Origin of the sequence: Acinetobacter sp. UBA6720 (assembly GCF_002454215.1) — a bacterium.
Taxonomy (GTDB): Bacteria; Pseudomonadota; Gammaproteobacteria; order Pseudomonadales; family Moraxellaceae; genus Acinetobacter.
This window is the reverse complement of sequence record NZ_DKIK01000078.1, coordinates 1-13,605: the sequence shown is the minus strand read 5'-3', so window position 1 is coordinate 13,605 and position 13,605 is coordinate 1. Positions and strand designations below refer to the sequence as shown.

Annotated in this window: 9 protein-coding genes; 2 read left to right on the top strand and 7 right to left on the bottom strand. The window is 41.3% G+C overall.

Annotated elements, in window-relative coordinates:
- Window positions 1–38: 38 nt before the first annotated feature.
- On the bottom strand, window positions 39–1,304 hold the full coding sequence (locus tag B4F08_RS06820) for an anaerobic sulfatase maturase (RefSeq protein WP_291373904.1): 1,266 nt from the start codon (window positions 1,302–1,304) through the stop codon (window positions 39–41).
- 339 nt (window positions 1,305–1,643) lie between these two features.
- Here B4F08_RS06820 and B4F08_RS06815 point away from each other — a divergent pair, with 339 nt between their 5' ends.
- Both B4F08_RS06815 and epmA read left to right on the top strand, forming a co-directional pair.
- The gene (locus B4F08_RS06815; protein WP_291373903.1) at window positions 1,644–2,711 is read left to right on the top strand and encodes a 4-phosphoerythronate dehydrogenase; all 1,068 of its coding nucleotides are present in this window, start codon (window positions 1,644–1,646) and stop codon (window positions 2,709–2,711) included.
- Window positions 2,708–3,691: an EF-P lysine aminoacylase EpmA gene (gene epmA / locus B4F08_RS06810; protein WP_291373902.1), complete on the top strand. Its 984-nt coding sequence runs from the start codon at window positions 2,708–2,710 to the stop codon at window positions 3,689–3,691. The genes B4F08_RS06815 and epmA overlap by 4 nt, the downstream gene beginning before the upstream one ends.
- A gap of 55 nt (window positions 3,692–3,746) precedes the next feature.
- On the opposite strand, the gene B4F08_RS06805 is transcribed toward epmA, so the two are convergent.
- The 6 genes from B4F08_RS06805 to B4F08_RS06780 form a co-directional block, all read right to left on the bottom strand.
- Window positions 3,747–4,970, bottom strand: coding sequence for a multifunctional CCA addition/repair protein (locus B4F08_RS06805; RefSeq protein ID WP_086208325.1), 1,224 nt, complete (start codon window positions 4,968–4,970; stop codon window positions 3,747–3,749).
- Window positions 4,971–5,053: 83 nt separating this feature from the next.
- On the bottom strand, window positions 5,054–7,333 hold the full coding sequence (locus tag B4F08_RS06800; protein ID WP_291373901.1) for an NADP-dependent malic enzyme: 2,280 nt from the start codon (window positions 7,331–7,333) through the stop codon (window positions 5,054–5,056).
- A 140-nt stretch (window positions 7,334–7,473) separates the two neighbouring features.
- Complete coding sequence (locus B4F08_RS06795) at window positions 7,474–10,350, bottom strand: bifunctional diguanylate cyclase/phosphodiesterase (protein WP_086208324.1); 2,877 nt, start codon at window positions 10,348–10,350, stop codon at window positions 7,474–7,476.
- Between the two features lie 165 nt (window positions 10,351–10,515).
- Complete coding sequence (locus B4F08_RS06790; protein ID WP_291373900.1) at window positions 10,516–11,250, bottom strand: 16S rRNA (uracil(1498)-N(3))-methyltransferase; 735 nt, start codon at window positions 11,248–11,250, stop codon at window positions 10,516–10,518.
- A gap of 40 nt (window positions 11,251–11,290) precedes the next feature.
- Window positions 11,291–12,127, bottom strand: coding sequence for a methylenetetrahydrofolate reductase [NAD(P)H] (gene metF / locus B4F08_RS06785; protein ID WP_119063670.1), 837 nt, complete (start codon window positions 12,125–12,127; stop codon window positions 11,291–11,293).
- 184 nt (window positions 12,128–12,311) lie between these two features.
- A partial coding sequence (locus B4F08_RS06780; RefSeq protein ID WP_291373899.1) for an adenosylhomocysteinase occupies window positions 12,312–13,605 on the bottom strand: 1,294 nt, incomplete at its 5' end.

Genomic DNA, 13,605 nt, shown 5'->3' with positions numbered 1-13,605 from the left:
TAAAAATAAAAATTTATAGTTATGTTAAAAGGATTTTTTTAATGTGATTGCAAGCGTTTCGCAATATCATGTTTAGATGAAGTTGCGGTGTGAAAAAATTTTTTTAGACCTGAGCAGAGGTAATGTAAGCCTGCTTCACCATCAGGCGTTTTCAAAAAACGATCTTTGGGGCAGTCACCCCAACAATACTGCAAATATGGACATTTTGTACAATATTTAGGCAGTGATTTGTACTTTGAAAAAGAAAACTGTTTTTGCTTTTCAGAAAAGACCAGATCACCTTGATGAAAGTCCTGAATATTTCCCAGTTTATATTCAGGATAGACAAAGTGGTCGCAGGAAAATAAGTCACCATTATGTTCTATAGCTAGCGCTTTACCACAAATTTGTCCTGATACACATTTTTGAGCACCATAGCCAAACATCATCGAAACGATATTTTCAAATTGATCGACAAAGACCTTACCAAAGTCTTTTTGTAACCATTCTCCCCATACCCGAGAAAGAAAGTAACCCCAATCATCGGCTGCAATTGACCAGTCTGTAACGACGGAATCGGCTGTCCCAGGTTGTGTTGCAGAACTGCCTAAAGTGGGTAAGTCATCTGGATTCCAATAACCCGGAGCTGTTTGCTGAAACTGTGCACTTTCCATCCCAGGTATAAACTGCATCATACGAGGTTGGACTTGATCGCGGAGAAAACGATATACGTCGATTGGACGCTTTGCATTATCACGGTTGACCACACAAAGTGCATTGAAAGGAATTTGGTAGAGATGCAGAAGTTTCACTGCATGCATGACTTTGGCGTGGGTCGGTTTTCCACCTTTGTTATAACGATGTTTATCGTGAAACTCGGCAGGGCCATCAATGGATAAACCGACTAAAAAATTATTCCGTTTGAGAAATGCACACCAGTCTTCATCGAGTAAAGTGCCATTGGTCTGTAAGTCATTTTCGATACGTTGATTGGCTTTTTGATATTTTCGTTGTAGCTCAACCACTCGTTCAAAAAATTCCAAACCCATAAGAGTAGGCTCACCCCCTTGCCAACTAAACACAACTTCATCTGCAGTTTGAGACTCGATGTATTGTTTAATGTGCAGTTCAAGAAGAGACTCTGTCATGCGGGGTGTTTTAGGTTGATGTAGCATGTCTTGCTTATGTAAATAGAAGCAATAACTACAGTCTAAATTACACTGCGCACCCGAAGGTTTGATCATGACATGATATCGGTAAACTTTTCCCATCAGTTGGGCCGTTTTAAGTGGTGGGGATTCATGTAGAGTTGGAATTCGCTGCATGGCGTTTAAGTCCCCTTATCGTTTTTAGTTAAATATTGTTTTTATCTTAATCGTTTATACTCAATCAATACTTAAAGATGCAATGCATAGGCTTATGCAGCATGGCACTTTATCGTTCAATATACTGAGTGAATTTTTTAATCATTCATGCTGAATAGTTATTTCACTTATTCTAATAGAGAATAAATGAAAAAGGCAATTCCATAAAACTATTATGTCTTTTATTTTTTAAAAATAAGTGTGGAATATATAGGTTTTTAACTTAATGAATGATAAGGCAACATAGTGTTGTACTCACTCAAGGGGTATCATAGCGCTAACAAAGCGTTGGAATAGATTATGAAAATCGTGGCAGATGAAAATCTCGCATTTACCGATTATTTTTTTGCTGAATTTGGTGAAGTCGAACAGAAAGCAGGGCGTACTTTGACCCGTGCCGATGTTGTAGAAGCGAAGGCATTATTGGTTCGCTCTGTGACACAAGTTAATCCAGCTTTAATTGATAATACAGCGCTTGAATATGTCGGTAGTGCAACGATTGGCACAGACCATTTAGATATTGAAGCCCTTGAAAAACAGAATATCCACTGGGCAAATGCTGCAGGCTGTAATGCACAGGCGGTGGCTGAATATGTGATTACCGCTTTACTGCATTTGAACCCAGCTTTTATAGATGCTAATGAACGTTTTACTTTGGGGATTATTGGCCTAGGAAATGTCGGTTCTCGCTTAGCCTATATGGCCAAACTATTGGGTTGGAATGTGATCGGCTATGATCCTTTTGTACAGCAAGATGTGATTCAGCAGGTCGATTTAAACACGCTATTAAACACTGCCGATGCCATTTCATTGCATGTTCCACTCACGAAAGCAGGGCAGCACCCGACACATCATTTAATTAATACGGATGCTTTAGCTGCAATGAAGCCTACTGCGATCCTAATCAACTCTGCGCGTGGGTCTGTTGTTGAAGAGCAAGCTTTATTGGCAGACATCGAAAAAACACAGCGTAAAGTGGTATTGGATGTCTTTGAGCATGAGCCTGTGATTTCTGAACAAGTATTGAACGCTGTGAGTCTAGTGACGCCACATATCGCAGGTTATAGCTTAGAAGGTAAAGCGCGTGGTACACAAATGATCTATGACGCCTTTTGTAAAACCTTTCAGTTTGAAGCACATAAAAGTTTCGAGTCGCAGTTGCCTGTGTGTGCTCAGTATTTTGAAAGGCAAGATTTGAAATCTACACTTCAACAGCATTTAAATGAAATCTATCCAATTTTACGAGATGACCACGCTTTACGTGCTTGTTTAAAAGAGGGAATGATTGACCAGAAAGCCTTTGACCATTTAAGAAAGACTTATCCATTACGCCGTGAATGGGCTGCACATGGGGGGCCAAAGGCATGAGTCAGGACGTGATCCACTATCAGCCAACCTGTGATTTAAAAGCCATGCGTGCTCGCGCGCAAATGTACAGCCAAATTCGTCAGTTTTTTGCTGAACGTGAAGTGCTTGAGGTTGAAACCCCTATATTATCTCAGGCTGGTGTGACCGATGTGCATTTGGCTTCGGTTCAAGCGCAGCGTCATGTACAGGGCTCGCAGCAAACGCATTATTTACAAACCTCCCCTGAGTTTGCGATGAAGCGCTTACTCGCCAGTGGCAGTGGGCCGATTTATCAAGTCTGTAAGGTTTTCCGTGATGATGAACATGGACGAAAACACAATAGTGAATTTACCATGTTGGAATGGTACAGACCGAATTTTAGTTTGAAGGATTTGATGTTTGAAGTGACCGATTTATTGAATGTCACATTAAAGCAGCGTTTTGGTGAAGTTCGTCCAACCATTTTAAGCTATAAACATGCATTTATGGATCGTTTGGATTTGAACCCACTGCTAGCTAGTTTGAAAGAGCTAAAAGACTGCTGCAATCGCGTGGGTTTAAATTTGGACTTGGGTGATGACCGATTGGGTTATATTGATTTACTCTTTTCGCATTTTGTAGAGCCAAGCTTAGGTTTTGATACCCCAGTATTTTTAACTGACTTTCCGCCAGAACTTGCTTCACTTGCCAAAACCAAAACAGATGAAGACGGTGAGCTAGTTGCAGCACGTTTTGAGTTGTACATCGAGGGTTTAGAGCTCGCCAATGCTTATGATGAGTTGATTGATGCTGACGTGTTACGTTCACGCTTTGCAGCTGATAACGCAGAACGGGAAAAGTTAGGTTTACATGTGATGCCGATTGATGAATTTTTATTGGCTGCTTTGCCTCAAATGACCGCATGTGCAGGTATTGCTTTAGGTGTGGATCGTTTGTTAATGGTTGCAACTGAACAGATGCGGTTAGAGAAGGTGATTACATTTCCTGCGGTTATCTCTTAAGTGAATTGAAAATAAAGCGCCAAATAGGGCGCTTTATTTTTTTGTTTATGAAGATTCAACTGTATTGAGTTTTCAGCACGCCAATGGCATGTATGCGACGTTCAATCAGCATTTCACCAATATCAGGGCCTTCGATATCTGCAGGCAGATCTTGAGCTTTAATATTTCGCACAACCTCCATCGCTTTTAAAACATATTGAGACTGCGGGTATTCACGATCTTCAAGTCCTAAACGACCACGTGAGTCGCATTCACAGGCCTGCACAAAGGCTTCAACCCGTTCAGGACGACGCAATACATCTAAGCGTTGCAGTAAGCGCCATAAAGTCCCTGGTTTTAAGGTGAGGGCTTGATGACATTTCAAATGTTCTTTGCAGACCGTAATTGCAAGTTGTTTCATCTGTGTTGGGACTTTTAGACGCTCGCACACTTCAGTCACAGGTTTAACCCCACGTTCTTCATGCATGATATGACGTGGTAATTCATCCACAGGTGTTAAGGCTTTACCTAAGTCATGTACGAGAACAGCAAAACGAACATCTAGTGCATAGTTGGCGCGGCACGCCTGTTGTAATGACATCATGGTGTGGATGCCACAGTCAATTTCAGGGTGATATTCAGGGCGCTGCGGAATACCGTAAAGTGCCTCGATTTCTGGAAAAAGTACTTTTAAAGCACCACAGCGACGTAGCACTTCAAAGTATTCATCAGCATGATCTTCCATTAGGGCGCGGGAGGTTTCTTTCCAAACGCGTTCAGGTGTTAGCGCCTCAAGTTCGCCCGAGTTTGCGAGTTGTTGCATCAGTGCCAACGTTTCCTCTGCCACTATAAATCCTAGGGTTTTATAACGTGCCGCAAATCGAGCAATGCGTAGGACGCGCAGTGGGTCTTCTACAAAAGCATCGGAAACATGCCGTAAAATACGTCGTTCTAGGTCTCGCTGACCGCCATAGGGGTCATATAGTGTGCCGTCATCATCCATAGCGATGGCATTAATGGTAAGGTCGCGTCGAATTAAATCTTGTTCTAGGGTGACGGAACTATCGGTATAAAACTCAAAGCCATGATATCCCTGTCCTGACTTACGTTCAGTACGGGCAAGCGCATATTCATCTTTGGTTTCAGGATGTAAAAAAACAGGAAAATCTTTACCTACAGGTTGGAAACCTTGGGCAAGCAGTTGTTCAGGCGTTGCACCGACAACTACATAATCTTTTTCGTGATAGGGATGACCCAGAAGCTGATCTCGGACCGCACCGCCTACTAAATAAACTTGCATGAAAAAACCTCTATTCTTGCAGCCATCATGCTACAGAATAGAGGTTTTCTCAAGTCACAAGACGAGACTATCTCAACAAGTGATTAGATAGCGTTTTTCTCAGCTTCTTGAACTTCGGCTACAGTCAGCGCTGTCATGTTGACCAAACGACGTGTTGTTGCTGTCGGTGTCAAAATATGAACTGGTTTAGCTGCACCTAATAGGATAGGACCAATAGTAACATTATTGCCTGAAGTTGCTTTTAACAGGTTAAATGAAATGTTGGCTGCATCCAAGTTCGGCATGATCAGTAGGTTCGCAGAACCTTTGAAGCGTGAGTTTGAGTATGCAAAGCTACGGATGTTTTCATCCAATGCTGCGTCTGCATGCATTTCACCTTCAACTTCAAGTTCTGGCGCAATTTGCGTTAAAATCTCAAACACTTTACGCATTTTTTGTGCGCTTGCATCCGTTTGATCTGAACCGAAGCTTGAGTGAGAAAGTAGCGCAACACGTGGTGTCATGCCAAAACGGCGCACTTCTTCAGCAGCTAAAATAGTCATTTCAGCCAGCTGTTCAGCCGTTGGATTACGATTGATGTAAGTGTCAGCAATGAACAGGTTACGGTCTTCAAGCATTAAAGCATTTAGTGTAAAGAAAGAGTTATGACCTTCTTTTTTACCAATGATGTTTTTAACGAAATCTAAGTGAATGTCGTAGCTTGAATATGTACCACATAACATACCGTCTGCTTTACCATGTTTCACCAACATCGACGCGATCAAGGTTGAACGACGACGTGCTTCACGTTGCGCATATTCAGGTGTTACACCTTTACGCTGCATGAGTGTGTAGTAGTCATCTGCAAACAGTTCGTAGTCAGGATTTTTTTCTTGATCCACAATCGTGATATTCACACCATGTTCAAGACGTAAGCCTAACTTTTTGATGTTCGCTTCAATAACTGCCGTACGACCGACTAAAATTGGTTTTGCAAGATCTTCATCAACAGCAATTTGTACTGCACGAAGTACACGTAGGTCTTCACCTTCTGCATAAGCAATACGTTTTGGGTCAGATTTTGCCTGAGCAAAAATAGGCTTCATCATGAACGCAGAGTTGTAAACAAACTCAGACAGACGTTGACGGTAAGCAGAGAAGTCTTGAATTGGGCGATCAGCCACGCCAGAGTCCATTGCTGCTTGTGCAACAGCTGGCGCAATTTCCAAAATCAGACGTTGATCGAGTGGACGTGGAATAAGGTAGTCACGACCAAATGATGCTGATTTTTCACCATAAGATGCCGCATCTGCTTCAATGTGTGCCATACGCGCAATCGCATATACACACGCGATTTTCATCTCTTCATTAATCGTCGTTGCACCTACATCAAGGGCACCACGGAAAATGTAAGGGAAGCAAAGTGCGTTATTTACTTGATTTGGATAGTCTGAACGACCTGTTGCCATGATGACATCATCACGAACTTCGTGAGCATGTTCAGGTAGAATTTCTGGATCTGGGTTTGCAAGTGCAAAGATAATTGGATCTTTTGCCATGAGCTTAACCATTTCTTTGGTTAAGATACCTGCAGCAGATAACCCAAGGAACATGTCTGCGTCTGCAATCACGTCAGCCAGTTGAGTGCCGTCGATGTCTTGTACATAACGCTTTTTAGACTCGTCTAAGCCTTCACGCTTAGTGGTAAGCAGACCGCGAGAGTCAGCTACAATAATATTTTCTTTCTTCGCACCAATTGCACAAAGAAGATCTAAACAAGACAATGCAGCAGCGCCTGCGCCTGAAGCAACGATCTTGATTTCATCAATTTTTTTGCCATTTAACTGTAAAGCGTTCAGCAAAGCAGAACCAACAATAATAGAAGTACCATGTTGGTCGTCGTGGAACACAGGAATGTTCATGCGTTCACGTAGTTTTTGCTCGATATAGAAACACTCTGGCGCCTTGATATCTTCAAGGTTAATACCACCAAAAGTCGGTTCTAATGCAGCAACAATGTCCACGATTTTGTCAGGATCATTTTCTGCAATTTCGATGTCAAAAACGTCAACACCAGCAAATTTCTTAAACAGTACGCCTTTACCTTCCATAACAGGTTTAGACGCTAAAGGACCAATGTTGCCTAGGCCAAGTACGGCTGTACCGTTACTGACCACAGCAACTAAGTTACCACGCGCTGTGTAAAGCGCAGCAGTAGACGGGTCGCGTTCAATCTCTAAACATGGTGCAGCAACACCTGGTGAATAAGCTAAAGCTAAGTCACGTTGGTTGACCAGCTGCTTGCTTGGTGTAACGCTGATTTTCCCTGGAGTTGGAAATTCGTGATAATACAAAGCTTGCTGTTTTAATGATTGATCGTCCATCTGAATCTCTTTGTAGCGTGGGTTAGCCAGCGGAGCTGGTGGTTTTTTAGTAGACAAGACCGAATATACCATTAGTTGCTGGCATATCCCAGTGATAGCTGATGGTTTTTAAGCCAAACTTAGAGCTAAAACCACCTGATTTATATTAAGTATGTATAAGCGGGCAGTTCGAGGTTATCTTTGAGATACTGAGTTGCGTCACGCTGGGCAAGTGGTTTGGAAAATAAGTAACCTTGAGCGATATCGCATTCAAGGTTTTGTAAGTAGTTTAGTTGCTGCTCAGTTTCGATACCTTCAGCGACGACAGTCATGCCCATGGCTTTCCCCATTGCAATCATGGCACTGACAATCGCTTCTTGTTTGCTGTGCCCAATTTTTGAAATAAATGTGCGATCAATTTTTAAAGTGTCGATTGGGAAGTCGGTCAGATAGGACAGGGATGAATAGCCAGTACCGAAATCATCCAAAGAAATGTGGATGCCACGTGATTTGATGGTCTCAAGTAAATTTTTAACTTCCACAGAGTTTTCTACTAAGGTGGACTCGGTTATTTCTAACTCTAGGCTACTGCCTTTGATTCCATAAAGGTGAAGCGCTTCATCCAAATCTTTGAGAAGTTGACCACGTTGTAACTGTTGTGCAACCACATTGACAGAGACACAAATGTCCTCGAAACCAAGTTTATTCCATTCTTGAATCTGTTTTGCGGTTTGTAGGATGACAATGCGCCCAATATCCGAAATCAGACTGGTTTTTTCCGCCATAGGAATGAACAGTCCAGGGGGAACTATACCTTTGGATGGATGATTCCAACGTACTAGCGCTTCAAAACCATAAATTTTTTGATCGTGAAAATTGATTTTTGGTTGATAATAGACCACCAACTCATTGTTTTGTATTGCCAGCCTTAAATCACGTTCTAAATAAATCCCTTCTTCTAAAGCAACTGTATTACTCAAAGTATAAAACTTGGTTGTATTGCCACCAAGGCGTTTTGCCTCGGTCAATGCTTGTTCTGCACAGTTATTTAAGTAGTCAAGTTGGCGACCGTGTTCAGGGTATTGAGAAATTCCCATTGAAAGCGTAATGATATGTTCCTGACCAAAGATGTCAAAAGGTAAGCTAAACGCTTTATGAATTCGCTCAATATGCTGTTGAATAGATGGCCGAATATGTGAAATTTCATAGACAATAGCAAAATCATCGCCGTTTAAGTGAGCAACAACTAGAGCTTCTGCATTGGTTAAACGAAGGCGTTGTGCAACTTGACGGAGTAATTCATCTCCACCATTGTTGCTTAAAAACTCATTCAATGGGCGGAAACGGTCAATATTGAGACGAATAATTGCCAGTTGTTTAATACTGTCTTTTTGAGAGACGAGATACTGATGCAGTTGATAGTTATAATAAAAACGGTTAGGTAAGTCCGTTAATGTGTCGTAGTTTTCTAAATAAGAAAGGCGTTGTTCTTGCAGTTTACGCTCAGTTAAATCAGACACAATCCCAATATAATGGGTCACACGATCTTGATCATCAGTGATGGCATTTAGATGCATCCAAATACACAGTTCTTTGCCTGAAAGAAACTTTTCGTCTAGTTCACCATCGTATTCACCTTTTTTCAAAAGCTGAGCAATGATTTGGTTGTGAGTGGTGCGTTGATGTGACTTATAGTTGGCCACAATATCAAATAGATGTTTACCATTTATGTGCGCGGCATTAAACCCAGTGAGACGCTCAAAGAATGGGTTTACGTCGATATAACGCAGGTCTTCATCAAGAATGAAAATACCTTGTTCTGCTTGTTCAAGTACGCTTGCTGCGAGTCGTAAACGTTCCTGATTACTTTTTTCATGTTGAATATCACGTCGAATACCCACCATTTGTAAAGGCTTTTGTGTCATAGGATCTCGGGAAATGACACGACCAGTGTCATGTACCCAATACCATTTCCCATTGTTATGTTGCACACGGTAAGTGGCTTCATAGCGATCTGAATGACCCCGTAAATGACTTTTCATAGACGACTTAAATAATGTAATGTCATCTGGATGAATCAAAAACTGTAGTTGGTTTTGATGTTCTGTGGAGTTTTTAACGACTTTTTCTTGTTTGTGATTGGTTAGTGAAATCAAACGATCTTTAATATTCCAATCCCAAGGGCGAATACCTGCAATTTTATGTGCAAGAGAAAGGTTTTCTTGTTTGTTTTTTAAATCTTTATTGATTTCATTAATGTCAAAAGTACGCTCACGTACTTTTTGTTCCAGTAACTGATTATTCAGTTGCAGTTGTTGCTCTATTTCCTTGGATTTATTCACTTCTGTTTGTAATTGTTTACAAAGATCATCGGTCCATGCCACTTGCATTTCAGCTTCTTTTTTCAGTTCGCGGTTTTTAATAGAGAGGCGCGAGGAATGCTGATTGATACGATTTGTTGCATTGGCACAGAGTAATATCACAATCAAAATAAAATTGACGGTAAGGTGAAAAATATTGTGATTGTTATCAAAGTAAATGAATTGAGAGAAGATATAGGGCGTAATTGATGGAATAAAGACTAGACAGAAATAATTAATTCGCTGGGTTAAATAGGTTAAGCAGACTGTTTGTGTAACAATGACCAAAAGTGCAGATAAAACCAATGCGTCAACAAAACTAAAATCACCTGATTGTTGGGGTAGATAATAATAAATACATACAACACCAGTCGCAACTAGACAGCCGACGGTTAAGCAAACACCTTGAATCCAACGATGTGCAGGATGAGTTGAATAGTTACTTGGCTTGAAATAGACTGTGCTAATCACCCATAAAATACTCAAAATAAACTCAGAAATGAAAAACCAAAGGTTAAAATAAAAAGAATCTTGAGAAAAATTATAGTGATATGTACAGAAAATATAAAAATTAAGAATCAGTAAGCTACTAATAAGAAAACGAATATGGCTAATGGAGTGCGATATCTGCGCAGTCTGCAAGTGCCGATCAAGATTTTCTGTAGAAATATCTGGCATGAATCGCGAAACCTTATTTTTTTTATGACCTAAAAATGTTCAGTTGTGAGTTTTTCAAGTTAAAAAAACACAGTACAAAAATAAACTCAAGTTATGTTTTGATATAAGTCAAGGGTAATATTGTTGTACATAATAAGCAATATATTAACAGAACTAAAGGATGACTCAACCGTTTATGTGATTTAAATCACTAAATTTGTAATTTAGAATCGCTAAAGCGACAACTGGCGCAGTCTCTGTACGTAACACCCGTTCGCCTATACACCAGTTTATAAATCCGTGGTCATTGGCTGTCGTAATTTCAGCCTCACTTAAACCACCTTCAGGGCCAATCAGTAACGCAATGTTCGGGTTAGCTTCTGCCAAAACGTCGAGTTCTTCTTTGTTTGGTGCAAGCACAAGTCGAGTTGTTGGTAACTCTGTCGCGAGCCATTTTTCTAAGCCGACCGGAGCATGAATAGTGGGAACAAGGTTCATGCCACATTGTTCACAAGCCGCTATGGCAATACCTTGCCAATGATCAATCTTCTTTTGGTCACGATCATATTTCAAACGCATTTCGCAACGTTCAGATGTTAAGAGTTGAATCTCCGAAACGCCCAATTCAACCGCTTTTTGAATGACATAGTCCATACGGTCACCTTTACTCATGACCTGACCGAGTAAAGTTTTGAACGCAGGTGTGCGATTGGTTGGGTTGAAAGCAGTGACCTGAACTGAGGCTGACTTTTTGGCAACGTCACTTAAGGTCACTTCATACTCGCCACCTTGTCCATTAAACAAGGTAGCCGTTTCACCGACTTGAGCGCGTAAAACTTTGACCCAATGATGAAACACCGTTTCAGTCAGTTCGACAGTGTGATCAACATTGAGTTCTGCTTCCATAAAAAAACGAGGCATTCGGTTTTACTCTCAAATAGGGTGAATCTGGTTTAAATCCTTATGCTAAACCAAGGTCTAGTACAAGTTGACGGGTAGGATCAGTGGTGTTCATGGTGTAGAAATGCAAACTTGGTGCACCACCTGCAATTAAGCGTTCACACAGTTTTACAACCACTTCATGACCAAATGCTTTAATGCTTGCGGTATCGTCACCATAGGTTGCCAGTTGCTTGCGAATCCAACGTGGAATCTCAGCGCCTGTACCATCTGCAAAGCGAATTAAGTTGCTGGCATTGATAATTGGCATAATGCCTGGTGCTACAGGAATATTCACCCCTTCTTTTTGAATGCGATCTACAAAGTAGAAGTAGGCATCTGGATTAAAGAAGAACTGAGTCAGTGCGGCATTCGCACCAGCATTGGCTTTGTCGCAAAAGCGTTGAATGTCTTGGTCAAAGCTATCTGCTTGAGGGTGCATTTCAGGATACGCAGCAACCTCAATTTTGAAATGATCGCCCGAATGTTCACGGATAAAACGTACCAAATCCGTAGCATAAGGCAATTCGCCTAGGCCAACTTGACCTGAAGGCAAGTCACCGCGCAACGCGACAATACGGTCAATACCTTGATCTTTATAAATGTCGAGTAACTCAGCAATACGTGCTTTGTCATCACCAATACAAGACAGGTGAGGGGCAACAGGTGTGCCTTTACCATTAAATTCAGCAATGGCTGCTAAGGTACGTTCACGAGTTGAACCGCCTGCACCATAAGTAATTGAGAAAAACTCTGGATTTAAGAGTTGTAGTTCTTGATGTACGACTTTGAGCTTCTCTGCGCCCGCATCCGTTTTGGTCGGGAAAAACTCAAAAGAAATAGGAATGTGTTTCGACATGTTCAAATCCTTTTTATAAATGCTTTTTATTTAGACCTCTTCCTAGCCCACTCTTGCGCGTAGCTTTAAAGCAGTGCTTAAAACTCGCTTTACAGGAGAAGGGGACTTTCACTATAAATTGAATTAATAATGAAAAGTCCCTTCTCTCATTGGGAGAAGGCTAGGATGAGGGGAAATATAAAACTTAGTATTTATAAGCGTCTGATTTGAATGGGCCTTCAACTTGAACACCTAAGTAATCTGCTTGTACTTGAGTCAAAGTTGTTAACACACCGCCAAAACCTGCAACCATTGCCGCAGCAACTTCTTCATCTAATTTCTTAGGAAGGAGTTCTACACGGATTGCTGCTTGTTTTTGATCTTCTGCAAGATCCGCAAATTTTTCCGCGAATAAGTGCATTTGACCTAAGACTTGGTTGGCAAAAGAACCATCCATGACACGTGATGGGTGACCTGTTGCATTACCCAAGTTCACAAGACGACCTTCAGAAAGCAGGATTAGGTAATCACTGTCATTTTCAGAACGATATACTTGGTGTACTTGTGGCTTCACTTCAACCCATTTGTAACCACGTAAGTAGTTGGTGTCGATTTCAGTATCAAAGTGACCGATGTTACACACTACTGCGCCTGCTTTTAATGTATCTAACATTGCCGCGTCACATACGTGGTAGTTACCTGTTGTCGTTACGATCAAGTCAGTGTTTTGAAGAAGGTCAAGATTGATGTCTTCTTTTTTACCAGTTTGAACGCCGTTTTTGTACGGAGCAACAACCTCAAAGCCATCCATGCATGCTTGCATTGCACAGATTGGGTCAACTTCAGTTACACGTACAATCATGCCTTCTTGACGAAGAGATTGAGCAGAACCTTTACCTACGTCACCGTAACCGATGACAAGTGCACGACGGCCAGATAAAAGCATATCTGTACCACGCTTAATCGCATCGTTTAGTGAGTGGCGGCAACCGTATTTGTTGTCGTTTTTAGATTTTGTTACTGAATCGTTGACGTTGATCGCAGGAACTTTAAGAGAACCGTCTTTCCACATTTCAAGTAGACGTTGAACACCTGTGGTGGTTTCTTCAGTAATACCGTGAATTTTAGCCAATACATTTGGATATTTTTCATGAATAAGAGCAGTTAAGTCACCGCCATCATCCAAAATCATGTTGGCATCCCAAGGCGTACCATTCACATTGATTTGTTGTTCTAAACACCATACATATTCTTCTTCAGTTTCGCCTTTCCAAGCAAATACTGGAACACCAGAAGCCGCAATTGCCGCAGCAGCATGGTCTTGAGTAGAGAAGATATTACAAGATGTCCAACGAACTTCTGCACCTAATTCAACTAGAGTTTCAATAAGAACCGCAGTTTGAATGGTCATGTGGATACAACCAAGGATTTTTGCGCCAGCAAGTGGTTTTGCAGCAGCATAACGCTTACGTAGACCCATAAGTGCTGGCATTTCTGCT

Coding starts and splice junctions, on each gene's coding strand:
- B4F08_RS06820 (WP_291373904.1), bottom strand. CDS start 1,304: ATGCAGCGAATTCCAACTCTACATGAATCCCCACCACTTAAAACGGCC.
- B4F08_RS06815 (WP_291373903.1), top strand. CDS start 1,644: ATGAAAATCGTGGCAGATGAAAATCTCGCATTTACCGATTATTTTTTT.
- epmA (WP_291373902.1), top strand. CDS start 2,708: ATGAGTCAGGACGTGATCCACTATCAGCCAACCTGTGATTTAAAAGCC.
- B4F08_RS06805 (WP_086208325.1), bottom strand. CDS start 4,970: ATGCAAGTTTATTTAGTAGGCGGTGCGGTCCGAGATCAGCTTCTGGGT.
- B4F08_RS06800 (WP_291373901.1), bottom strand. CDS start 7,333: ATGGACGATCAATCATTAAAACAGCAAGCTTTGTATTATCACGAATTT.
- B4F08_RS06795 (WP_086208324.1), bottom strand. CDS start 10,350: ATGCCAGATATTTCTACAGAAAATCTTGATCGGCACTTGCAGACTGCG.
- B4F08_RS06790 (WP_291373900.1), bottom strand. CDS start 11,250: ATGCCTCGTTTTTTTATGGAAGCAGAACTCAATGTTGATCACACTGTC.
- metF (WP_119063670.1), bottom strand. CDS start 12,127: ATGTCGAAACACATTCCTATTTCTTTTGAGTTTTTCCCGACCAAAACG.